Below are 22,528 nucleotides of genomic sequence, written 5' to 3'. Positions count from 1 at the left end.
CCCTGCACGAATGGTTTTACGGCTTATGACGCGCTCTCCCCGGGGAGCGATGCACTATTGCCCCCGTCGCCTTGCGGATGGCTGATGTGCTGACCCGGTTGGGCAGCAGCATCACCACAAAACTTGACGCACAGACCCCGGGCGTCAGGACCACACGATTTTGCCGTCCGCGCACCTCCCCGCCCCTGTCCCCGATGGCTGGCGTGCGCTCGCCATCGAGACCGAACGAGGAGACTGTCAGCGCCGTGTCGTACCGCGTGTGCAGCTGCTCACGGGAAAACCCGCCCTGCAGCTTGCCCAGCGCGCCGACGCAGTCGCGGCCACCGCCTCCCGACCCGCGTCTCGTGACGATCGCGAAACGCCCTTGTAGCGGGCGGGATGCACGGAATATGCGCCATATCCGAAATTCGGTAAATAGGAATATTTTTGCAGGGAGGGATTGACAGGGTGTTTTGCCCGACGGGCGGCAGCTCGCAATAACCGCCGGCACCATGCCATCATTGAGCATCAGCGCCATCGTCGTCTTCAACTTGCAGAATGGTCTCTGACAGCAGAGCGGCAGCTTTTTGAAGCGGCGCTATGAACCGGTCCAACTCGACGAAGCTGACGCGCGCCACCGGCACGGAGACCCCCAGGCAAGCAATCAGTTCTCGATCCGGCGACAGAATGGGGACGGCACATCCCACCACCCCCTTCACGTACTCTTCGTTCGTCTTGGCCCAGCCCCTTTGCCGCGTATCATCGAGAACCTTCATCAGCGCGTGGACATCGACGATCGTCGTTTCCGTGAATTTGGTCAGGGGGAGTGCGCGGCACAGCTGCGCCCGGGTCCGCTCGGGCAATCTGCTCATGTAGATCTTCCCCGTGGACGTGCAGTGTAACGGCGCCGCTTCTCCCGGATTGAACTGAAGACCTTGCGGCTCCGAAACGCGGACACTGTCGACATAGGCGACGAAATTATCGCGTACGATGCCGATCTCGCACTGTTCGCCGATTTCGCCAACGACCGCCCGAAGCACCGCGTGCCGTCGCGCGGTACGAAACGCCGCGCCGATGACAGTGGCGGACAGGGTGACGAGCTGGTTTCCCACAACGTAGCGCTTGGTCCCCAACGCCTTCTGAAGCAGTCCACGGTCCTCGAGATTTCCGATCAACCTGTGTGCCGTCGGAAGAGGCAGCGAAAGAGCCTTTGCGATCTCTGCCGCTGAGACGGCTTTGCGCTGGTCGGCAACGTGCCGAACGATCGCAAGAGCACGATCCAAAGGACCCTCCTTCTCAATTCGCTTCGTCATTTCTCACCCGGCCAAAATCAGCAGCAAAATCAAGACCAACGCCAATTTATATCATTTTTCGGAAAAAAACATATTGAAATACGACAATTTTGTTTGTCGCAGGCAGGAAAGCTCATACTCTCAGCGCTGCCGGTGAATGACTAGAAATTGTGCAACGCAGTCTCGCCCGCTCCGAAAATCTCGCTCCGCCTCTTGGCCGAGAGCCAAGTCCCGTCGGCGCCCAACTGGAGATGTGCATGTCTCGCCACTACGACGTGGACGCTGTGAGGAAGGAATTCCCCGCCGTCGAACGGATGGTCTATCTGGACTCCGGGTTTCAAACCCCACTCGCGAGTCCGGTGAAGGCCGCCATCGAGCTCTTCCTTCGCGAGAGCTTCGAGACGGCTGGCCCGAAGAGCGTCTGGCTCGATCGGGTGGAGCAGACCCGCGTCAAGGTCGCTCGCTTTCTCGGCGTGACAGCGGATGAGATCGCCTTCACGAAAAACACGTCGGAAAGCATGAACATCGCGGCAAACGCACTGCCGCTCCAGGCCGGTGACAATGTCCTGATGATCCACGGCGATCATCCGAACAACGCCTACGCGTTCCTCAATCTGCAACGGAAGGGCGTCGAAATCCGCTTCGTTCCGATGACGGATATCGTCGATGCCGACAGCTTTGCTCCCTTCATTGACAACAAGACGCGTGCGATCTCGATGTCGCATGTGACCTTCCATGCCGGTCACTGCTTCGACATCGAAAGCGTCGGCGCGATGTGCGCCAGGAAGAAGCTCTACTTCGTCGTCGACGTGATGCAGGCGATCGGCGTCGTACCTGTTGACGCGAAGGCGATCGGCGCCAGCTTCATCGGCTCCGGCAGCCACAAGGGATTGCTCGTTCCGCAAGGGCTCGGGCTTCTCTATTGGGACAAATCCCTTGGAGAGCTGGAACCGGCCTATATGGCGGCTGCGAGCCTCGCCGATGTTCCCAGCGACCTCATCGCGCGTCCCGACAAAATGGCACCCTCTCCGGCCGCCAGGCGCTTCGAACTTGGCAACTTCAATCTGCCCGCGGTCCATGCTCTGGGTGCTTCCCTCGACATGATCGAGCAGATCGGGGTGCAGAACATCCAGAACCACTGCTTCGACCTCGGCGATCACCTGATCGCGCGCCTGGACGAGCTCGGCGTCCGCCTGGTTGGCCCGCGCGATCGAAAGCACCGCGCCCCGCATATCTACGTCATCGCCCTGCCCGCAGCGGACTGGCTCGGGCATTTCGAGGAGAACGGCGTGCGCGTTTCGCCCGAACGTGACGGCATCCGCGTCTCGCTCGGCATGTTCAACACCGCGACGGATATCGATCGCCTGATCGACGTCATCCGCCGGCGAGGGCTCGGACGCCCCTCGGTCGCAGCTTGAATTTGACAAAGGATGGGAAGGCAAAACCATGAAGAAGCTCGTTCAGGTATTGGGACTTCTCCCGGCGCTCTTAGCTATCAACGCAAGCCCCTCCGCGGCGGCGGATAGCCCGACGCTGGACAAGATCAAATCCAGCGGTTCGATTACGATCGGCCACCGTGAGGCCTCGATACCGTTCTCGTACCTCGGGCCCGACCAGAAGCCCGTCGGTTTCTCGCTCGATCTCTGCGCGGCGATCGTCGATCGCGTCAAGGAGGAGCTGAAGTTGCCCAATCTCAAGGTCAGCTTCACCCCGGTGAACTCCTCGAACCGGATACCGCTGATCCAGAGCGGGACCGTCGACATCGAATGCGGCGGCACCGCGAACGACAAGAAGCGGCAGGAACAGGTCTCGTTTTCGGTCGCAACGTTCGTCAGCCAGCCGCGATGGCTGGTCAAGGCCGCCAGTGGCGTCAAGACCGCCGGCGACCTGAAAGGCAAGACGGTTGTCGTCACGCAGGGCTCCAACGCAGTCGGTTTCGCACAGAGCGTCAACGCCAAGGAGCAGCTCGGCCTCAGCATCGTCCAGGCCAAGGACCATGCGGAATCCTTCCTCATGCTGAACACCGGCCGAGCCGCCGCCTTCATGGAGGACGATATCCTCCTTGCCGGGCTCAAGGCTGCGGCGCCGAATCCGGACGCGCTCTTGTTCCTTCCCGAGGGCTACGCGAAGATCTACTATGGGCTGATGTTCACGAAGGGTGATGCCGGCTTCAAGGCGCTCGTCGATGACGTTCTCTCCAAGCAAATGGCATCAGGCCAATTCGAGAAGACCTACGCGAAATGGTTCACCAGGCCGATCCCGCCCAAGGGTGAGAACCTCGCATTTCCGCCCACCGACGAGTTGATGGAGCGGATCGCGCATCCCAGCGATGCCGTCGACTAATTGATGGAGCTGATCGTCTCGCAAGGTGATCCTCGTTTGCACCTGTAACCTGAGGGCTCGCGATGTTCGGAGTGCTTTTTGAACAGGCCGCGGATGGCCAGCGCTATATCGACTGGCTCCTGTCGGGTCTCGGCTGGACCCTGGCCCTGGCTTTCTTCGGCTGGTGGATAGCCTTTGGCATCGGAGTCGTCGTCGGCGTCGGCCGCACGGTCCAGAATCGCTTCTTCGCGCTCCTGGCCCGGCTCTATGTCGAGATATTCCGAAACATCCCTGTGCTGGTGCAGATGTTCCTCTGGTATTTTGTTGTCCCGGAGGTGGTGCCGAGCGCGCTCGGAGATGCAATCAAGCAGATCCCGCCGCCTTGGGCATCGTTCTTCCCGGCACTCCTCTGTCTCGGACTCTACACGGCCTCTCGCATAGCCGAGCAGGTCCGCGCGGGCATCGAGGCGCTCCCGAAGGGACAGGTCGAGGCGGCCAACGCCTTAGGCCTCAGCGGCTACCTCACCTATCGATATGTCATCGTGCCGCAGGCCTTGCGCCTCATCGTGCCGAGCCTCACCAGCGAGGTGATGGGCATCTACAAGAACACGTCCGTCGCGCTCACGATCGGCTTGATGGAGTTGACCGCTCAGGCGCGCCAGATCAGCGAAGCCACCTTCCAGACCTTCTCAGCATTTGGCGCGGCGACGATCATCTATCTTTGTCTGGCGCTGGTTGCCTATCAAGCCATGACGTTCATCGACAAGGCCGTCCGCATTCCGGGGAGCGCTCCGGTAAAGCTTGCTGGACAAGACCTGGCCGTCCAAGACTTGGCCGCCCAAGACCTGGCCGCCCAAGACTTGGCCGCCGACGTGCAGCAAGGCGGCGCTCTGCCTGGCGCCATGGAGGTGGTGAAATGAATACCCTCGATTTCTCCATCGTCGCGCAATCCTCGCCCTATCTCTGGTCGGGCCTCCTCTTCTCGCTTTCGCTCACGGCGGCCGCCTTCGCCGTCGGCATGCTCTTCGGAACCTGCCTTGCGCTCGTGCAGCACTTCGAGATTCCTGTGTTTGCCCAGATCATCCGCGGCTACGTTGCGATCATCCGGTCGATCCCGCTGATCCTCGTTCTGTTCTGGTTTTTCTTCCTGGTGCCGATCGTGCTTGGGCACCTCGGCGGCAACGGCCGCCCGATCCCGATCGGCGCGACCTATACGGCCTTCATCACCTTCGGCTTGTTTGAGGCAGCCTACTATTCCGAGATCATCCGAGTTGGACTGCGGGCCGTGAACAAGGGCCAGTTCGAGGCCTGCCAGGCCCTCGCGCTGTCCACCTACGACACCTACCGCCATATTGTCCTCCCGCAGGTCCTGCGCGTGGCCAGTCCGATCATCCTGAGCCAAACGATCATCCTGTTTCAGGACACCTCTCTCGTCTATGTCCTGTCGTTGACGGATCTTCTCGGTGCCGCCTCCAAGCTCGCGCAGCTCAACGGCCGCCTCGTCGAAATGTACCTCGTCATAGCAGTAGTCTATCTCGTCATCAGCTCTGCGGCGTCCCAGTGCGTCGCCACCCTTCGCAAGCGATATGCTGTTGCCGCGGCCCGCTGACCATCGGGGTACCGGACGGCCTCGCATTTGGGAGACGAACATGCCTCAAGCGACTGTCAGCAATGCCACACGGCCCGCCGAGATCGTGGTCGTCGAGAACGTAATGAAGCGGTTCGGCGCATTCACCGCGCTGAACGACGTCACCCTCAAGGTCGACAAGGGCGAGAAGATCGTGCTCTGCGGACCATCAGGCTCCGGCAAGTCAACGCTCATCCGGTGCATCAACCATATCGAGAAGCACGACGGAGGCAGGATCATCGTCGATGGTGTCGAGCTGACCAACCGCATCGCCGACATCAACAGCGTACGCTGTGAAGTCGGGATGGTGTTTCAGAGCTTCAACCTTTTTCCGCACCTCACCGTCGCCGAAAACTGCATGCTGGCTCCGATCAAGGTTCGCGGAATTTCGCAGTCTGAGGCGCGCGATCGCGCACTCGGCCTGCTGCGGAAGGTCCGCATTCAGGATCAGGCAGACAAGTATCCCGCGCAATTGTCGGGTGGTCAGCAGCAACGCGTCGCCATCGCGCGAGCGCTGTGCATGCAGCCCAAGATCATGCTGTTCGACGAACCGACATCGGCTCTCGACCCCGAGATGGTCAAGGAGGTACTGGAAACCATGGTCGAGCTGGCGAAAGAGGGAATGACGATGGTGTGCGTGACGCACGAGATGGGCTTCGCCCGCGAGGTCGCCGACCGGGTCGTCTTCATGGATCGGGGGAGCATCATTGAGGAAGCTGATCCGGAAACATTCTTCCGGGCTCCTCGCACGGAACGGGCGAAGGGTTTTTTGAACCAGATCATTCACTAGAACATTATCGGTTCTGATTGAATCAGAACCGAATCCCTAGATTCTTGTTTCGTCGCGTTTTCTTCACGCGAACCGGTATCCACGTCGCTCGAAAACGAACTAAGGGTCGAAATCTCGTCATTGCTTTCTCCGCGGCGAGGCTTTGGATTGCCCCGCGCAGATCGAAAATCCGCAAGGCGGACCTGCCGTACCCGTCAACAGGCGCCTTGCGGATGTTCATGCATCGGCAATTATGCCGGCTGGTCTCTCAAGCGACCGAGCCGCCGCGCGGGTTGACGATCGTATAGCCACGCAATGAACGCACATGCATTCGCGTCGCGCGTCCGCCCGAGTTGGCGTCGTACGCCATCCAGGTATCTCCTCCCAGGTGCTGCTCGAGGACGAACACATGTCCGCGTCGCGCTGCGACCATGCCCGGTGCGGGTGATGTCCGCGGGAAGCGCAGCCAGTTGGCCGCAAGATTCAATTCCGGCACGATACGGCCGAACACGCGCAAGGCCGCGCCGCAGCCGCAGAAGGAGGACGGGCAACCTGCCGGACGACCACCGACGATGCGAGCGCCGGAGATGCTCGCCGTCGCGGCGCCACCTGCGTCGGTCACTGTCAGTTGCGTCGCGCGATAGGCTTGTAGTGAGGACTTTGAAGTTAGTGAGGATCTGGAAGTGAGTGAGAACCTGGAAGTCCGCTCGCGGCGCGTTTGCGAATACGAGAAGTCGCAGGGCATCGTGACGTTGCATTCAGGTGCTTGATGAATGCGATAGGGCCGTGCTTCGGAAGCGACAGAGCTAAAGGCAACGAAGAGACACGCAGAAAGAACTGGCTTGAACATTGCAGGGCTCCAAATTGAAGTCCCTGCCCCGGCAATGAGAAACCAATAACTTTTGGCTGAAATGGGCTTAAAGAGCGGCTGAAAGTGGCTGCATTTGCGGGCCGATTTCTGCAATCACCATAGCCCACACGTAGTGGCGGGAATGATTAACTCGCGGAGAACGAATGCGTATTGTCGCAACTGAGACGCGACCGCGTGTGCATTCGCTGCTGCCATGTCGCTGCGAACCGCGGCAGCGAGTAAATGCCGCGACTGCGCGCTAGCGGTTAGGCGCGCGCGGAATCTCCCATTGCTCGAGACGATCTATTGACGCCTGCCGCTCGTGCTGGCCGATCCAAATCGTGAGGAGAACCAACGCGCCGGCGAGAGCGCCGATCCCGAAATACAGCTTCCTCATGCGCGTTGAATGCGGGGCAGCGGGAATCGTTCCTCGCATCGTTGCACGCGCCGCTGCACGACCGGCGTCGACCCGGCCGAGCGCGCAATCGCGCAGGGCGCCCCAGAAGCCATAAACCCCAGGCAGTGGTTGTCGCGCGAATGGTTAGCCCCGAGTCTTCGCCAAACCCGATCCTGTGGTTATCGCAAAATCCGACTTTGCGGCGCCGAGCGCTGCGGCGAGCTCCTCGATGTGGTAGGGTTTCGGCAGGATCTGGACACCCGCCATTTCGGCGTCTTGCACTGCGGCTTCGGGGTATCCGCTCGTCAGCAGGACCGGGATGTCGCTTCGCCGTCTCTTGATCTCGCGCGCGAGCTCGACGCCGTTCATGCCGCCCGGCATCATGATATCGGAAAACACGAGATCGACGGGGCGGCCGTCCGCCAAGGCACCGAGAGCCGCCGCAGCGCTGGCGGCGCGCGTGACCTCGTAACCGAGCTGCGCCAGCATCTCGCTCACCAGCGCGGCGACCTCGTCGTCGTCTTCGACGAGGAGGATCTGGCCATGGTTGGCCTTCTTGGGCCGCGCCCTGTTCAGATCGAAGAAATGGCGTTCACCAGAAGGAATATTCCTGGATCGCGGCAAATAGAGCTCGATGCTGGTTCCCTCGCCGACCGTCGATCTTATTCGGACCATCCCGCGTGACTGAGTCGCAAATCCGTGGACCTGGGCAAGACCCAGCCCAGAACCCTTCCCGACGTCCTTGGTCGTGAAGAATGGTTCGAAGACCCGCGCCAGGGTCTCGGGGCCCATTCCAACGCCGGTATCGACCACGGACAGACGAACGTAATCGCCCGCGATCTCGCCCTCATTCAGGCCGGCCAGGTTCTCGCCACGGACAACGATCGTGCCGCCGTTCGGCATCGCATCGCGGGCGTTGACTGCCAGATTGAGGACGACCAGTTCGAGCTCTCCCGGATCGACCTCCACCGGCCAAAGACCATCCGGAAAATCAAACTCGACGTGAACGTCGCCTCGCAAGCTCCGATCGAGCAATTCGCGCATGCCGCCGATCTGCGCTGCGATGTCGACTGCCTCGGGCCGGAGCTTCTGCCGCCGCGAAAAAGCCAGGAGCTGCCTGGTCAGGCTGGCACCGCGCTGCGCCGCCTGGACCATTCCTTCCAACAGGCGGCGCCGCCGGACAGGATCGGTCTGCCGGTCAAGCATATCCAGGCCGCCGGAGATCACCATCAGCAGGTTATTGAAGTCGTGAGCTACGCCGCCGGTCAACTGCCCGATGGCTTCGATCTTCTGGGCCTGACGAAGGGTCTCTTCGACGCGGGCGCGCTCTTCCATTTCGGCCCGCAGATGCTTGTTGGCCTCCTCGAGCGCGCGGGTGCGCTCGACCACGAGCTTCTCGAGCTGCTGAGCCGTCCGCTCGCGCGCCTGCAACAAGGTCCGAATCTCATATTGCCGCCGCCGGGCGCGCATTGCGGATTGAATTGCGCTCGTCAGAGTGATCGGCTGAACCGGGCGTTCAAGCAGCGAAACGTTGCGGAGTGTCTCGACGATGCTGCGGCGCCAGGCAACCACCGCCGGCTGCTCACGATGGCTGGTAAGAATGACAAAGGGCAGGTCAGACCAGGGCGGCTGCCTCTCGATCCAATGTGCCAGCGGCTGGGTATCCTTCCCGAACAACCCCTCCTCGGCAAGAAGGACCGCGCCCACGCCCGCCGACATCTCGCTGACCAGTTCAGGGAGACCTCGACAATTGATCGCGACGAGATTCGAATTGCGGAGAAGCTCGACCGATGCCGGTCCATCGCGGCCGATCGGAGCAAACACGAGAACGCAATGATCGCGGGCGGCGCTCATTCCGCCGGCCCTTCTGGCATCTCCGTGCCCGTATAACGCGGATTTCCGGAGAAGATGCCGCTGAACTCGCTCAACGGAGGCCCTAGCGTGATGCCGACAGGGCCAAGACGAAACTCGCGGATGGAATTTTCATGATTGCCGCTGCGTTTCTTCACGACCGAGAGGGCACGCCGCACCGTTCCGGCGACCTCGAAATAGCGCAGCATGAGCACAGCATCGCTCAAATAGCTGATATCGAGAGCCGTTTCCATCGGACCGACCAGCCCATGTTGGGCGAGGATCAGGACGGTCAGCACGCCTTTTTGCCCGAGATAACTCAGAAGCTCATGCATCTGGAGGATGAGAAATCGCTCATCCGGCATCGCGTTGAGGTAGCCGTTCAGACTGTCGATGATGACAATTCGAGCGTTATCCTTTTCGACGCTCTTGCGTACATTGGCGGCGAATTCCCCGGGGGACAGCTCGGCGGGATCGATCTGTTGAAATCGGATGTGTCCCGATTGCAGATACCGTTCAAGCGGCAGCCCGAGCGTTCGAGCCCGGGTTTCCACGGTACCGCGACCTTCATCGAAGGCAAAGAACACGGCATGCTCACCACGTTCTGCCGCCGCAATCGCATAGTTCAGCGCGAGAGACGACTTTCCGACACCCGCGGCGCCCAAAAGAAGCGCACTGGTGCCGCGCTCGAGCCCTCCTCCCAGGAGGAGGTCGAGCTGCGCATTGCCGCTGGGCGTAACCTCACCGACAAACGAGGCGTGATGTTCCGCCGCCACCAGACGGGGGAATATCCGCACTCCCCCTGTTTCGATCGTAAAATCGTGGAAGCCGCCGCGAAACCGAATGCCGCGCATCTTGATTACGCGGAGGCGCCGGCGCTCTGCTCCATAATCGATGGCGAGCTGTTCGAGCATCACGACGCCATGCGCGATCGAATGCAGTTGCAGGTCGTCCTGGGAGGACGAGAGATCGTCGAGGAGAATGACCGTGCAATTGCGGTTGGTGAAAAAGTGCTTCAGGGCCAGAACCTGACGCCGATACCGCAGCGGGTTCTGCGCAAGGAGGCGCAGCTCGGACAGGCTGTCCAGCACCACGCGCGCGGGATTGATCCGTTCGACTTCCTTGAATATCAGGCCGGTCGTTTCGCTCAGTTCCATTTCGGCGGGATGGAAGACGGTGAGTTCGCGGTCCGGATCGAGCGTCGTCTCCGGCGGGACCAGCTCGAAGATGTCGACGCCTTGAAGCGACCAGCCGTGGCGCTGCGCAACCAGCGTCAGCTCACGCTTGGTTTCCGACAACGAGATATAGAGCACGCGTTCACCGCCACGGGCGCCTTCAAGGAGGAATTGAAGCGCCATGGTGGTCTTGCCCGAGCCGGGCCGCCCCTCATAGAGATACATGCGATTGGGATCGAGCCCGCCATGGAGGATGTCGTCGAGGCCCTCGCTGCCGGTGGAAATTCTGGGCAGATCCCCGGGGTCCCCGGTTTGGGCCCCGCTCGATAAATCGATCATTGAACCCCCTTGAAGTTCCATCGCAAAACTAGGGCGTGGTCCAGCCCAACCCAGCTCGCGCAGGTTTAGCGACCCGGTCCCAGTCGAAAAGCGATCTGGGCAAAGAACGCCCAAGGCTGGTTCCCGGTTCCAAATCGGGCTCATGCCCCGGACTGTCCCCTGCGGAACAGTTCTGGGCTCTGCATCATTTCAGCTTCGAGGGCCCTGATCGACATGCCCCAGCCCCGGCAGACAGCGCAAAAAGCGCAGCGGCTCATTGCATCATCGCAGCCGCGATCTTCTCCGCCGACATCAGGACCGGAAAGTTGGTGTTGGCGCAGGGCACCACCGGGAAGATCGAGGCGTCGACGACGCGCAGGCCCTGCACGCCCTTGACGCGGCCCTGTGGATCGACCACCGCCATGGGATCGTCGGCCCGGCCCATGCGGCATGAGCAGGAGGCGTGCCACACCCCGATGGTCGCCTTGCGCACGAAGGCTTCCAGCGCCTCGTCGTCGTTGATGACGTCGTCGAAGGTGAAGCCCTCGACCACGAAATTGTCGATCATGTAGTGGCGCAGCGCGGCCGGCCCGTCCATCAGGGCCGCGGCGATCTTGGTGAGAATCCTGTTCCTGGTGTTGACCACGCCGATCTTGCGCACGCGGTCGGTATAGGAGGCCGGGAACGGCTTGTCCGTCACGGCCCTGACCGCGTCGCTCATCTGCACGGCCGCCATCTTGCGGAAACCGCTCATCAGGCGATCGAGGTCGCGCCGGTCGGACAACAGGTTGAACTCGACGATCGGCTCGGCGGCCGGGTCGCGCGAGGCAAGCTTGACCTGTCCGGTCTCGGAATAGGTCTTGTTGACGAACGTCAGCAGCGATCCGATCTGCTCGCCGACGGCGTGCCAGGCCGATTTGCTGAGCAGGACGACGAACATGTCGCCTTTCGGTACGCCATCGAGCCCGGACGAATAACGCAGGCCAAGCTGCATGTGTCGCCGGGTGTGCTCGTTCATGCGCGCGCCGCGGCGGACAAAGGACGACAGCGAAATCGAAGGATGATCCATCAGGCGCTGGCCAACGCCTTGCAACCCCATCAGCATGGGAATGCCCATATCCTTGAGGTGACCGACCGGGCCGATGCCGGCGCGCAACAGATGCGCCGGCGAATGGATGGCGCCGCTGGAGAGGATGATTTCGCGGGCGCGGAATTCCTGCTCCCGTCCGTCGACCACAGCCTTCACGCCGACGCACCGCGTGCCCTCGAACAGCAGCTCTCTGACTTGCGTGTTGGTGGAGATCGTGAGGTTGGCGCGCTTGCGCGTGTCGCGATCGAGATAGCCCATGGCAGCCGAGACGCGTTGTTCGGCCTGATTGGAATGCGTCACCGGGAAAAACCCGTCGACGAACTCGCCATTCTGGTCGGCCAAGAATTGATGGCCGGCCTGCTGGAAAGCTTGCGCGAACGCCTCCGAATGCCGCGTCCAGTGCTCCCTGGGGATTCGGCGGACCGGGATCCTGCCATCCTTGCCGTGAAACGGTCCATCGAAATCGAGGTCGCGCTCGACCTTCCTGAAGAAGGGCAGCACGTCGTTCCAGCTCCACCCCGCAGCGCCGCGCGCTTCCCATTCGTCGTAATCGGTCGGCGCGCCGCGGTTGGCCATCTGGCCATTGATCGAGGAGCCGCCGCCGAGCACGCGCGCCTGCTCGTATTTGCGTAAGGGCGGACGTGCTTCGTTCGGATTGTTGTGGCTGACGATCTGGGTGGTGACCTTGAGCTCGGTCCAGTGGAAGCGCGGATCGAAATAGGCCGTGCCCGGATAGCTGTCCCTGATCTCGGCCGGCTCGTCGCCGGGCGGTGTGTCCTGTCCGGCCTCGCACAGCAGGACCTTGTTGGCACTCTTGGCAGAGAGCCGGTGGGCCAGCACGGACCCCGCCGAGCCGCCGCCCACGATAATGAAGTCGTACACGATTGGCGCTTCCTCTTGTTCTTGTCCGGGGAGCGTAGCGCGTTCTTGTTTTGAGGTCACGCCATCGCGGCCGCGGCAAAGCGCGAGCACAGACGCCGGCGACGCCGGAGGCATTGCGCGGGATCACCCTGCGCCAGGGGACCGTGGTCTGGTCGACCGCGACCATGGTCTGATCGCCGCCTTCTCGGCATCGAGGCCGATCATGAAGCCGGGGCAGTCCATGAGATCGACGATCCATCGGCAGGCATCCGCCGTCGGGTCAGCAGGTGACGAGCTACCGGACCTGAAGGCTTTACGGCTTCCTCGAGAAGCCCGCGCGCAACCGCTCGGCAAACCAAACGACAAAGATTGCGCCGAACGACAGACAGAAAAATATGGCTGCCCAAAGCAGCGCGTTTCCCGCGTTTGTCATGACGTCTCTCCCTCGTTCCGAACGAGACGGTTGCAGACAATTGGACGCGCGGTGTTGCGATAGATCAATTTTGCCCAACTCTGATTGGGCTGAGGTCGATATCAGCGGCTTGCAGTGACGGCTGAACCTACGGCCTGATCGAAAAATTCCCCGGCGGCCCCGGCTTTCGCAATGGCTCCGCGAGCCGCGCGAATTCGCACAGCAGCGACCGCGTCTTCCTGGGGTCGATGATCTCCTCGACCCAGAACTTTTCGGCGGAGCGGAACGGCGAGCGCAGCTTGTTGAGGCGCTCCTCGATCTCCTTGAGCTTGGCGGCCTTGTCCTCGGCAGCATCGACGTCGGCGCGATAGGCGGCTTCGATGCCGCCTTCGAGCGGCAGCGAGCCCCAATAGGCCGATGGCCAGGCGTAGCGGATCGAGAGGCGGTCGGCGGGCTGATGCACCACGCCGGCGACGCCGAAGGCGTTGCGCAGGATCACGGTGCACCAGGGCACCGTGGTCTGGTTGACCGCGGCCATGGCGCGGACGCCTTGACGGATCGTGCCCGCCTTCTCGGCATCGAGGCCGATCATGAAGCCGGGGCAGTCCATGAGGTAGACGATCGGCAAATGGAAGGTCTCGGCGAAGTCGACCCAGCGCACCACCTTCTGGCAGGCATCCGCGGTCCAGGAGCCGCCGTAGTGAAAGCTGTCGCTGGCAAGCACCATCACCGCCCTGCCCTCGAGCCGCGCGAGGCCGACGATAACAGGCTTGCCGAAATTCTTTGCGACCTCGAAGAACGAACCCTTGTCCACGACCTGTTCGACGATCGGCCGCATCTTGTAGACCTGCTTGCGGTTGCGCGGCACCGCGTTCATCAGCGCCTCTTCGGTGCGCTCCGGATGGTCGGTGCAGGGCAAGGTCGGCGGCAGCTCGTAGACCGACGACGGCAGATAGGACAGGAAACGCCGCGCGCAGGCGAACGCCTCCTCCTCGGTGTCGACGGCATGATCGACCGCGCCGGCGCGGGTCTGGATGTCGGCGCCGCCGAGCTCCTCCTTCGAGAGATCCTGCCCCAACGCCTTCACCACCGGCGGCCCCGCGACGAACATCGCGGACTTCCTGGTCATGATGGAATAATGGCTGGCGGCAAGACGCGCGGCACCGAGCCCTGCGACCGAGCCGAGGCCGAGCGCGACCACGGGCACGCGCGACAAATTCTCCGTCGTAAAGCGATACCAGCGTGTGCCGCCGATGCCGCCCGGCAGATTAGCCGCGCCCTTGGTCTCGATAGTCTTGACCGAGCCGCCGCCGCCGGAGCCTTCGATGATGCGGACGATGGGCAGACGGAAGTCGTGCGCCATCTCCTCCGCCATCAGCGGTTTTGCGGAAATGGACGCATCCGCCGAGCCGCCGCGCACGGTAAAGTCGTCGCCGACCACGACGACGGTGCGGCCGTCGACGCGCGCCCGGCCGAACACGCAGTTCGCCGGCGTCAATTTCTGCAGCTCGCCGCTGGAATCGTACTCACCGACGCCGGCGACGGCACCGATCTCGTGAAAGCTGCCCTTGTCGGTCAGTCCGTCGATACGCTCCCGAACAGTCAGTCGGCCCTGGTCATGCTGTCGCTTGACCTTGTCAACGCCGCCCATCTCCCGCGCGAAGGCTTCGCGCCGGGCGAGCTCGTCGAGTTCCGGCTTCCAGTTCATTCACGCCCTCCGAATTGATCGGCTTGTTATTGTTGTGCACAGCCATTGCGACCGGTTTGCGCGAGATGCGATTGTTGAAGACGTCGCCCTCCGCGCCTTCGAGCAGGCTGCCGAGCGAGCGGCCGAGCGCGACCATCAGCGGAGCGACTTCGGCATGCAGGCGCTGCTCGTCATACATCGCGGACAGAAGACCGATCGTGATGACGACGAAGGTCTGGTACTGCGGCGACCAGATCGGCACCGCGAGCCCGTTGATGTGCGGGCTCCACAGGCCGCAGGCCACGACATAGCCGTGCTCGCGCAGCAACTCGCGGTTGGCCTCGATGCGGGGCCTCAGGATTTTCGCAGCCTCGGGAGCTTCCCGCTCCATGTCCGCGATGAAGGCATCGCCGACCTCGGGCGCCAATGCCGCGGTATAGGCTGCGCCCGCAGCGGTCGAAGCCATCGAAATGCGGCTGCCGGTGCCCTCGTGCAGGCCGAGCGCAGAGGCCGAGCGCGCGAACTGGAGATAGACCAGATGGAAGCGATCGGGCACCACGAAGCCGACCGTGCCGGGCAATTGCTCGGCAACTTCCTGGAGCCGCTGCCGGATCATGCTGCGCAGCTGCGCGCCCTTCATCATCGAGGCGCTCATCGCCACCGCGCTCGGCCCGATGCGATATTTTTGATCGCGCGGCAGGTAAACCAGCTGCCCCATCCGCGTCAGCGTGTGCGTGAGCCGCGACACCGTGGAGCGCGGCAGGCCGCAGCGATTTGAGATCTCGAGATTGCCGAGCCTGCTATCGTGGCCCTCGAAGCATCGCAACACGTCGAACGCGCGCGACACCACCTGGATAACATCACCCTCACCGGCATCGCCGGCGGGCGCACCTTGTCTACTCAACCGCTCTGAACGTCGTCCCATGATCCCTACCGCTTGTTCCGCTGTGCGGAATTAAATTCCGCTTGCAGATGACGCTACCTCAGGCATTTTGCGACGACAACAAAAAGGCGATGGCATGCCAGAAATTAAGATCATCACGGAGATCGCCGGGCGCATCTGTGCAACTCCCGTGCAAGTTGGAGGAACCGTTGCGGATGGCGACGATGTTGTGGTGGTCGAAGCGATGAAGATGGAGATACCTGTGCCGTCGCCCGCGAGCGGCACGATCACATCGATTCTGGTGAAGCTCGACGACGTCGTTGCCGAGGGACAGGCGATCGCGATCGTCGCGAACTGACTGCATTATCCGTCGTTTCCGCGACAATCTGTCAGCATCATCCTGCAGTCGCGGTACGGCGTTGCCATCGCCGATATGCGATGACATGATCCGTTTCAAACAAAGAACGAAAGTCTTCGCGGCAAACGCGGGGAACATGGAGGGAAACATGCTTCGTGGGCTGATCATGCTCGCGCCTGCCTTGGTTGCGGGCATTTCTTTTGCGTCTACACGCTATGCGTTCGCGGAAGACATCAAGCTGCCGGCGACATTGACGTTCACCGCCTATGACACCGGCACCGCCGGCTTCAACATCGCGGTCGGCGTCGGCAAGATGATGAAGGACAAATACTCAACCGACGTGCGCGTGCTCCCCGCAGGCAACGACGTCGCGCGTCTCGCGCCGCTGCGCGCCAAGCGCGCGGCCTCCGCGGCGATGGGATCGGGTAGCTATTTCGCGCAAGAAGGCGTGTTCGAGTTCGGCGCCAGGGAGTGGGGCCCGCAACCGCTCCAGATCCTGCTCTCATCCGTCGACTGCAATTGCGGCACGCTCGGCGTGGCCGCGGATACAGGCGTGAAGGAGCTGAAAGACCTCAAGGGCAAGCGTGTCGGATTCGTCGTCGGCTCGCCGGCGCTGAACCAGAACTCGCTCGCGGTGCTCGCCTTCGCCGGCCTGACGCAGAAGGACGTCAAGGTCGTCGAGTTCGCAAGCTACGGCGCGATGTGGAAGGGCCTGATCAACAACGACACCGACGCTGCGTTCGGCACCACCATCACCGGCCCCGCCAAGGAAGCCGAGACCTCGCCGCGCGGCCTGATCTGGCCGGCGCTGCCCGCCAAGGACAGGGAAGGCTGGGCACGGCTGCAGAAGGTCGGCTCGTTCTTCTTCCCGCAAGTCGCGACCTGCGGCGCCGGTATCTCGCCGGACAAGCCGATCGAGCTCGGCAACTATCCCTACCCGATCTTCGTCGCCTACGCCTCGCAAGCACCCGACCAGGTCTATGCGATCACCAAGGCGATGATCACAAATTACGATTCCTACAAGGACTCCGCGCCCGGCGCCGGCGGGCTCGCCGCCGACCGCCAGACCAAGAACTGGGTGGTGCCGGTGCACCCCGGCGCCGTCAAGGCGTTGAAGGAAGCCGGGCAATGGAGCGACGCGCAGGACGCCCACAACAACCAGCTGATCAAGCGCCAGGAGGTGCTTGGCGCAGCGTGGACCGACTACGGCAAGTCCAATCCGCCTGCGGATGACAAGGCCTTCCTCGACGGCTGGATGAAAGCGCGTGCCGCGGCGCTTGCGAAAGCCGACATGGCGAACGGATTCGAGGACTAGCATCTGATGGCATCAGAGTGGACTGCCGCTACGAAGAAGATGCGCTCCCTCTCCCGCTTGCGGGAGAGGGCTGGGGTGAGGGTATCTCCGCGGAGAGACTCCCCCAGATGCGAAAGCCCTCACCCGCCGCTTCGCGGCGACCTCTCCCGCACGCGGGAGAGGTCGAAGAGCCCGCGGCCCTATCGATTCAACCAACGGCCATTCGCCTTAGTCAGCGGTTAGCAGCCCACGCGCGGGGTCGATCATGTCGTCTGCTTCAGTCTCCACCGCCCCGCAGGACGAGGCCAAGCGGGTCGTGTTCGACGATCCGCACGGTGCCGCCGGCAACATGCAGGAAGCCGAGGTCACGCGCGTTCGCACGCTACGCGGCGCCTGGCGCTGGATGCTGGTGGCCGCGACCGCGGCGACGATCCTGCTCTGCATCAACCAGCAATTCTCGCTGCGCTTCTTCATCGGCTACACCCAGCTCAACACGGAGTACTTCTATCTCCTGATCGCGTTGATGCTGCCCTTCACCTTCCTGATTTTCCCGGGGACCGAGCGTGCGCCGCTCGACCGCATTCCCTGGTATGATCTCGCCTTCTTCATCGTGACCTTCGCCGCGGCGCTGCTGTTGATGTCGAACGTGCGCAAAGCCGCGGAGGCCGGCTGGGAATTCGGCGGCGCGCCCAACAGCGTGATTGCCGCGGGTCTCGTAATGTGGGTGATGCTGATGGAGGCGCTGCGCCGCACCGGCGGCTGGAGCCTGCTGCTGAGCGTGCTCCCCTTCACCGTCTATCCGCTGTTCGCCGAATCCGGCTGGTTAGGTCCGTTCCGCGGCACGCAATCGACGTTGGAGCAGGCGACCGCCTATCACGTGCTGTCGGGCGAGAGCCTGCTCGGCATTCCCATCCAGGCCTTTGCCGACACCGTGATCGGCTTCCTGGTGTTCGGCACGGCGCTGATGATGACCGGCGCCGGCAAGTTCTTCATCAACCTCGCCTTCGCGCTGTGCGGCACGTTCCGCGGCGGCGCCGCAAAAGTCTGCATCTTCGCCAGCGGCCTGCTCGGCATGATGTCGGGCTCGATCATCTCCAACGTGCTTACCGCCGGCACCATGACCATCCCGGTGATGAAGAAGAGCGGTTTCCGCGCCTCCTATGCCGGCGCGATCGAGGCCTGCGCATCGACCGGCGCGGTGCTGGCGCCGCCAGTGATGGGCGCAACCGCCTTCGTGATCGCGCAGTTCCTCAACGTCAGCTACGCCGATGTCGCGATCGCAGCCATCATTCCCGCCGCGCTCTATTATATCGGCCTGTTCATGCAGGTCGATGCCTATGCCGCACGACACGGGCTGAAGGGCATTCCGCGCGCCGATCTGCCGCGGATCATGGATACGATCAAGGACGGCTGGTACTACGTCTTCGTCATCGCGCTCCTGATCGTGATGCTGCTCTACTTCAAGCGCGAGAGCCACGCGCCGTTCTACGCCACCGCGCTGTTGCTCGTGCTCAACCAGCTCTTTTCCAAGGACACGCGCTGGACGCTCGGCACGATCGGAAAATTCCTCGAGGTCAACGGCCGCACCTTCGTCGAGCTCGTCGGCATCCTCGCCGGCTGCGGTCTGCTGATCGGCGCCTTCTCGATGACCGGCGTGGTGTCGAGCCTCGCCAACGATCTGTTGCATATTGCCGGCGACAATCCTTTCCTGCTGCTCGGCATGTGCGCCCTCACCAGCCTCATTCTCGGCCTCGGGCTGACCACGACGGCCTGCTACATCTTCCTCGCCATCCTGGTCGCACCCGCGCTGGAGAAGCTCGGGCTGAACAAGATGGCCGTGCACATGTTCATCTTCTACTGGGGCATGCTGTCGTCGATCACCCCTCCAGTCGCGATTGCTTCATTCGCAGCCGCAGGCATCGCCGGCTCGCCCGCGATGAAGACGGGCTGGGAATCGATGTGGGTCGGAAGCATCATCTATTTCATCCCGTTCTTCTTCGTGCTCAATCCGGCGCTGGTGCTGCAAGGACCGAGCCCCTATCTCGCCGGTCTCGGCTTGATGGCGCTTGCGGCGTTCGGCACGCTGTTCATCTGCGGCGGCATCCAGGGCTACCAGCCCTTCGTCGGCGATCTCCGCGGCACCGGCGCGCTGGAGTGGCCGATCCGCGTGCTGCTGGTGATCGGCGGGTTCGTGGTGGCCACCCCCGGCGGCGGGATCATGCCGCTGTCGCAGATTCAGGTGACGCTGCTCGGCCTCGCCATCCTCGTACCCACGGTTTTGCTCGCCCTGCTGCTGGTCCGGCGGCAGACCATGGTGCCGAACGGGTTGCGCGTGCCCTGATTGCGTTGCACAAGGAGAGGCGATGAAACCGCTTTCGCCTCTCGCCACCGCCTGGACCCGTTCGAAGCCGCCTTTGCTGCGGTTTCTGGACAATTGCCTCAACGCATTCTCGGCGGAGACCTCGGGCGCGGTCGCCGACTACATTCCCGAGCTGAGCAAGGCCGACCCTGCCTATTTCGGCATCAGCCTCGCGACCCTGGACGGTCATGTCTACGAGGTCGGCGACAGCCGGGTGCCCTTCACCATCCAGTCGATGTCAAAGCCGTTCGTGTTTGCGCTGGCGCTGGACCTGCTCGGCGCAAACAGGGTCGAGAGCGCGATCGGCGTCGAGCCCTCAGGCGATCCCTTCAACTCGATCCGGCTCAATTCCGAAAACCATCCGTTCAACCCGATGGTCAATGCCGGCGCGATCGCCTGCACCGGGCTGATCTACGACAGCAAAGGCGCAGACGCCTTCGAGCAAATTCGCCTCGCGCTTGGTCGTTTTGCCGGCCGCGACCTCGCCGTCGACGAGGCCGTTTACGCTTCCGAAAGCCAGACCGGCGACCGCAACCGCGCCATCGGCTATCTCCTGAAGACCAACGCTGTGATCTCGGACAATGTCGCAGCCGTGCTCGACGTCTATTTCCGGCAATGCGCGGTGCTGGTCACCGCGCGCGACATCGCCGTGATGGCGGCAACGCTCGCCAACCGCGGCGTCAATCCGGTGACGGGCGAGCAGGTGCTGACGCCTTACGCCATCTCGCGCACGCTGTCGGTGATGACGTCGTCGGGCATGTACGACTATGCCGGCGAATGGATCTACCGGATCGGCATTCCCGCCAAGAGCGGCGTCGGCGGCGGGATCCTGGCCGCCCTCCCCGCCCGCCTCGGGCTCGGCAGCTATTCGCCAAAGCTCGACAAGCACGGCAACAGCGTGCGCGGCATCAAGGTCTGCGAAGCGCTGTCCTCGCATTACGATCTGCACATGCTCAACCGCAGCGACGACGCGCGCAACGCCGTCATCGCCGACTACGACATCGGCAAGAGCCCGTCGCGCCGCGTCCGCCGCCAACAGGAGCGCGATATTCTCGCGGCACATGAGCAGGAGGTGCGCGTCATCGAGCTGGTCGGCACGCTGTCGCTGTCGGCGGTCGATTATGTCTCGCGCCGGCTTGCGGGCCGGCCGCGGCCGCAATTCGTGATCTTCGATCTGCACCGCGTCACCTCCACCACGCGCGCGGGGGCGCGGCTGGTGGCAGAGGCTTTCGAGGAGCTCGCCGCGCTGAACGTCACGGTAGTGCTGTCCGGCGTCAGGCGCGCTTCGAAGGAATGGAATACGCTACGCGAGTGGACCACAGAGCTGAAGAACGTCCGCGACTTCTATCTGCTCGACACCGCGATCGAATGGGCGGAAGACCAGATCGTCTACCGCTACGGCGGCTCAATCGATTTTCACGAGACCACCGAGCTTTCCGAACAACCGCTGCTCGAAGGTCTCAGCGCGGAAGAGTTGACCGAGCTCGGCGCGACCTGCACGATCAGGACCTACCTGTCCGGCGCAAAGATCCTCACCACCGGCGATCCCGCCGACGCCCTGTTCTTCCTGCGCAGCGGCGCCTTGCATGTGACGCTGCCGGATGGCGTGCGCCTGGCCACACTGACCGCCGGCATGGCCTTCGGCGAGATGGCGCTGCTGGAGCAAACGCGCTCGGCAGACGTGTTTGCGGACATGGCGGCAACCGCTTTCGAAGTCCCGCTGAAGGATTTCGAGCGTTTCCGCGAGCAGCACCCGCGGGCCTCCGAGCGGATCATGCGCAACCTGGCGCAGCTCCTCGCCGACCGCCTGATCGTCGCCAACGCCAAGGTCGATATCCTGACCTCGACCTGAGCGCGCGCCTCGTCCTTCGAGACGACCGCTTCGCGGTCTCCTCAGGATGAGGCTAAGCGGCATCGGCGCTCGTTGAAACCGCTGCCGCGCGCTCGGTCCTCATCCTGAGGGCCCGCCTACGGCGGGCGTCTCGAAGGATGGCCACAGGGAACATCGTTCCCTCTAGCGGCTCGCCGCCTCGCTCAGCCGCCGATTGATCTTGGCCGCACTCGCCTTGAGCAATTCGGATGGCTTCTGGCCGGTCGCCGCACACAGGCAGGCCCAGTAATAGATGACGTCGCCGAGCTCATCGACGAGACCCGCCTGATCGAGCCAGTCGTCGCGCAGCAATTTCTTGATGTGGTCGGCGACCTCGCCGGCTTCGCCCGCGAGGCCAAGTCCGAGATAAGACAGCCGTTCGTTGGACGGATGCTCATCGACTTTCGCAATCGTCGCAGCCCAGGCCGCATATTCATCGATCGTCATCGGCATCCCTCACCGTTGCTGTCGGGTCAGCCCACCACTTCCGTGACCGGCTGGAGATCGATCGCGAACGTCTCCAGGAATTTCGAGGTCATGATGTAGAAGCCGACCGAGAGCTGCAACTCGACCAGCGCGGCCGGCGAAAGCTTTGACGCGATCGCCTTGAAGGTCGCATCCGTCGGCTTGTTCAATTTCACGATCTCATCGGTGAAGGCGAGCGCGGCGCGCTGTATCTCGTCGAAGCAGGTCGCCGCCTGCCAGCTCTCGAGCGCCTCGTTCTGCTCGTCGGTGACGCCGACATTCTTGCCGATGCGCTTGTGCGCGACGATCTCGTACGGCGCCTCGCAAAGAATTCCGGTTCGCGTGATCGCAAGTTCGCGCACAACAGGATCGAGCTCGCCCTTGTGGCGGATGGCGCCGCCGAGACGGCAATACTGCTCGAAATAGCTCGGCGAATGCGCCATCATGCGGAAGATGTTGGCGTTGCGGTTCTTGTCGAGGATTTCGCGGGTGCGGTCGGACGCCTTGAGCGGGTCGCTGTAGTTGATACGGGCCATGATTTTCCTGAAGTTTTTCCCTAAGCCTTTGATGCTTTTTGTCGTTAGCGGCGAAAGTTCCACGAAACTCTATTCTTGCGCGTCCGCAGGAGCAACATCATCGAGTCAAAATGCCGCCGCATTGCTGATCGAC

19 protein-coding genes and 1 pseudogene are annotated in these 22,528 nt (G+C 62.7%); 9 read left to right on the top strand and 11 right to left on the bottom strand.

Features of this window, described 5'->3' with window-relative positions; all coding sequences use genetic code 11:
* Positions 1–16 precede the first annotated feature (16 nt).
* Positions 17–517 carry a hypothetical protein gene (locus tag QCM77_RS04660; RefSeq protein WP_279665592.1) on the bottom strand — a complete coding sequence of 167 codons (501 nt, stop codon included), beginning with the start codon at positions 515–517 and terminating at the stop codon, positions 17–19.
* Positions 498–1,292, bottom strand: a complete 795-nt coding sequence (locus QCM77_RS04655) for an IclR family transcriptional regulator (RefSeq protein ID WP_279665594.1) — start codon at positions 1,290–1,292, stop codon at positions 498–500. The genes QCM77_RS04660 and QCM77_RS04655 overlap by 20 nt, the downstream gene beginning before the upstream one ends.
* 236 nt (positions 1,293–1,528) lie before the next feature.
* Between QCM77_RS04655 and QCM77_RS04650 the strand changes: the two genes are divergently transcribed.
* From QCM77_RS04650 to QCM77_RS04630, 5 genes are all read left to right on the top strand, one after another.
* Positions 1,529–2,689, top strand: a complete 1,161-nt coding sequence (locus tag QCM77_RS04650; RefSeq protein WP_279665595.1) for an aminotransferase class V-fold PLP-dependent enzyme — start codon at positions 1,529–1,531, stop codon at positions 2,687–2,689.
* 28 nt (positions 2,690–2,717) lie between these two features.
* A complete protein-coding gene (locus QCM77_RS04645; RefSeq protein WP_279665596.1) occupies positions 2,718–3,614 on the top strand; it encodes an amino acid ABC transporter substrate-binding protein in 897 nt (298 codons plus the stop codon).
* Positions 3,615–3,676: 62 nt separating this feature from the next.
* Positions 3,677–4,513 carry an amino acid ABC transporter permease gene (locus tag QCM77_RS04640; RefSeq protein ID WP_279665597.1) on the top strand — a complete coding sequence of 279 codons (837 nt, stop codon included), beginning with the start codon at positions 3,677–3,679 and terminating at the stop codon, positions 4,511–4,513.
* The gene (locus QCM77_RS04635; protein ID WP_279665598.1) at positions 4,510–5,202 is read left to right on the top strand and encodes an amino acid ABC transporter permease; all 693 of its coding nucleotides are present in this window, start codon (positions 4,510–4,512) and stop codon (positions 5,200–5,202) included. The genes QCM77_RS04640 and QCM77_RS04635 overlap by 4 nt, the downstream gene beginning before the upstream one ends.
* 40 nt (positions 5,203–5,242) lie before the next feature.
* Positions 5,243–6,010: an amino acid ABC transporter ATP-binding protein gene (locus QCM77_RS04630; RefSeq protein WP_279684806.1), complete on the top strand. Its 768-nt coding sequence runs from the start codon at positions 5,243–5,245 to the stop codon at positions 6,008–6,010.
* A gap of 247 nt (positions 6,011–6,257) precedes the next feature.
* On the opposite strand, the gene QCM77_RS04625 is transcribed toward QCM77_RS04630, so the two are convergent.
* From QCM77_RS04625 to QCM77_RS04595, 7 genes and pseudogenes are all read right to left on the bottom strand, one after another.
* Positions 6,258–6,839 carry a hypothetical protein gene (locus QCM77_RS04625; protein WP_279665600.1) on the bottom strand — a complete coding sequence of 194 codons (582 nt, stop codon included), beginning with the start codon at positions 6,837–6,839 and terminating at the stop codon, positions 6,258–6,260.
* 541 nt (positions 6,840–7,380) lie between these two features.
* On the bottom strand, positions 7,381–9,090 hold the full coding sequence (locus QCM77_RS04620) for a response regulator (protein ID WP_279684805.1): 1,710 nt from the start codon (positions 9,088–9,090) through the stop codon (positions 7,381–7,383).
* A complete protein-coding gene (locus tag QCM77_RS04615) occupies positions 9,087–10,601 on the bottom strand; it encodes an ATPase domain-containing protein (protein ID WP_279684803.1) in 1,515 nt (504 codons plus the stop codon). The genes QCM77_RS04620 and QCM77_RS04615 overlap by 4 nt, the downstream gene beginning before the upstream one ends.
* Positions 10,602–10,854: 253 nt before the next feature.
* Positions 10,855–12,552 carry a GMC family oxidoreductase gene (locus tag QCM77_RS04610; RefSeq protein WP_279684801.1) on the bottom strand — a complete coding sequence of 566 codons (1,698 nt, stop codon included), beginning with the start codon at positions 12,550–12,552 and terminating at the stop codon, positions 10,855–10,857.
* Between the two features lie 91 nt (positions 12,553–12,643).
* A pseudogene (locus QCM77_RS04605) lies at positions 12,644–12,807 on the bottom strand (methylmalonyl-CoA carboxyltransferase); the annotation flags it as partial.
* A gap of 284 nt (positions 12,808–13,091) precedes the next feature.
* Positions 13,092–14,651: an acyl-CoA carboxylase subunit beta gene (locus tag QCM77_RS04600; RefSeq protein WP_279684799.1), complete on the bottom strand. Its 1,560-nt coding sequence runs from the start codon at positions 14,649–14,651 to the stop codon at positions 13,092–13,094.
* Entirely contained in the window at positions 14,581–15,555 is a 975-nt protein-coding gene (locus tag QCM77_RS04595) for an IclR family transcriptional regulator (protein ID WP_279665608.1), read from the bottom strand. The genes QCM77_RS04600 and QCM77_RS04595 overlap by 71 nt, the downstream gene beginning before the upstream one ends.
* A gap of 94 nt (positions 15,556–15,649) precedes the next feature.
* Here QCM77_RS04595 and QCM77_RS04590 point away from each other — a divergent pair, with 94 nt between their 5' ends.
* From QCM77_RS04590 to glsA, 4 genes are all read left to right on the top strand, one after another.
* A complete protein-coding gene (locus tag QCM77_RS04590; RefSeq protein WP_279665610.1) occupies positions 15,650–15,871 on the top strand; it encodes an acyl-CoA carboxylase biotin carboxyl carrier protein subunit in 222 nt (73 codons plus the stop codon).
* Between the two features lie 148 nt (positions 15,872–16,019).
* Positions 16,020–17,186 (top strand): TAXI family TRAP transporter solute-binding subunit, encoded by a 1,167-nt coding sequence (locus QCM77_RS04585; protein ID WP_279684797.1) that lies wholly within the window; start codon positions 16,020–16,022, stop codon positions 17,184–17,186.
* 244 nt (positions 17,187–17,430) lie between these two features.
* Positions 17,431–19,506 (top strand): TRAP transporter permease, encoded by a 2,076-nt coding sequence (locus tag QCM77_RS04580; protein ID WP_279684795.1) that lies wholly within the window; start codon positions 17,431–17,433, stop codon positions 19,504–19,506.
* A gap of 22 nt (positions 19,507–19,528) precedes the next feature.
* Entirely contained in the window at positions 19,529–21,376 is a 1,848-nt protein-coding gene (gene glsA / locus QCM77_RS04575) for a glutaminase A (protein ID WP_279684794.1), read from the top strand.
* A gap of 162 nt (positions 21,377–21,538) precedes the next feature.
* Here glsA and QCM77_RS04570 read toward each other — a convergent pair whose 3' ends face one another.
* Together QCM77_RS04570 and QCM77_RS04565 are read right to left on the bottom strand one after the other, a co-directional pair.
* Complete coding sequence (locus QCM77_RS04570) at positions 21,539–21,841, bottom strand: nucleoside triphosphate pyrophosphohydrolase family protein (RefSeq protein ID WP_279665613.1); 303 nt, start codon at positions 21,839–21,841, stop codon at positions 21,539–21,541.
* A gap of 26 nt (positions 21,842–21,867) precedes the next feature.
* Entirely contained in the window at positions 21,868–22,395 is a 528-nt protein-coding gene (locus tag QCM77_RS04565) for a carboxymuconolactone decarboxylase family protein (protein WP_279665615.1), read from the bottom strand.
* Between the last annotated feature and the right edge of the window lie 133 nt (positions 22,396–22,528).

The organism is Bradyrhizobium nivariense (genome assembly GCF_029846695.2).
GTDB lineage: Bacteria > Pseudomonadota > Alphaproteobacteria > Rhizobiales > Xanthobacteraceae > Bradyrhizobium.
This window is presented reverse-complemented; position numbering and strand designations above follow the sequence as displayed.

Coding starts and splice junctions, on each gene's coding strand:
- QCM77_RS04660 (WP_279665592.1), bottom strand. CDS start 517: ATGGCGCTGATGCTCAATGATGGCATGGTGCCGGCGGTTATTGCGAGC.
- QCM77_RS04620 (WP_279684805.1), bottom strand. CDS start 9,090: ATGAGCGCCGCCCGCGATCATTGCGTTCTCGTGTTTGCTCCGATCGGC.
- QCM77_RS04630 (WP_279684806.1), top strand. CDS start 5,243: ATGCCTCAAGCGACTGTCAGCAATGCCACACGGCCCGCCGAGATCGTG.
- QCM77_RS04645 (WP_279665596.1), top strand. CDS start 2,718: ATGAAGAAGCTCGTTCAGGTATTGGGACTTCTCCCGGCGCTCTTAGCT.
- QCM77_RS04570 (WP_279665613.1), bottom strand. CDS start 21,841: ATGACGATCGATGAATATGCGGCCTGGGCTGCGACGATTGCGAAAGTC.
- QCM77_RS04650 (WP_279665595.1), top strand. CDS start 1,529: ATGTCTCGCCACTACGACGTGGACGCTGTGAGGAAGGAATTCCCCGCC.
- QCM77_RS04640 (WP_279665597.1), top strand. CDS start 3,677: ATGTTCGGAGTGCTTTTTGAACAGGCCGCGGATGGCCAGCGCTATATC.
- QCM77_RS04600 (WP_279684799.1), bottom strand. CDS start 14,651: ATGAACTGGAAGCCGGAACTCGACGAGCTCGCCCGGCGCGAAGCCTTC.
- QCM77_RS04595 (WP_279665608.1), bottom strand. CDS start 15,555: ATGGGACGACGTTCAGAGCGGTTGAGTAGACAAGGTGCGCCCGCCGGC.
- QCM77_RS04625 (WP_279665600.1), bottom strand. CDS start 6,839: ATGTTCAAGCCAGTTCTTTCTGCGTGTCTCTTCGTTGCCTTTAGCTCT.
- QCM77_RS04590 (WP_279665610.1), top strand. CDS start 15,650: ATGCCAGAAATTAAGATCATCACGGAGATCGCCGGGCGCATCTGTGCA.
- QCM77_RS04580 (WP_279684795.1), top strand. CDS start 17,431: ATGTCGTCTGCTTCAGTCTCCACCGCCCCGCAGGACGAGGCCAAGCGG.
- QCM77_RS04565 (WP_279665615.1), bottom strand. CDS start 22,395: ATGGCCCGTATCAACTACAGCGACCCGCTCAAGGCGTCCGACCGCACC.
- QCM77_RS04655 (WP_279665594.1), bottom strand. CDS start 1,292: ATGACGAAGCGAATTGAGAAGGAGGGTCCTTTGGATCGTGCTCTTGCG.
- QCM77_RS04585 (WP_279684797.1), top strand. CDS start 16,020: ATGCTTCGTGGGCTGATCATGCTCGCGCCTGCCTTGGTTGCGGGCATT.
- QCM77_RS04615 (WP_279684803.1), bottom strand. CDS start 10,601: ATGATCGATTTATCGAGCGGGGCCCAAACCGGGGACCCCGGGGATCTG.
- QCM77_RS04635 (WP_279665598.1), top strand. CDS start 4,510: ATGAATACCCTCGATTTCTCCATCGTCGCGCAATCCTCGCCCTATCTC.
- glsA (WP_279684794.1), top strand. CDS start 19,529: ATGAAACCGCTTTCGCCTCTCGCCACCGCCTGGACCCGTTCGAAGCCG.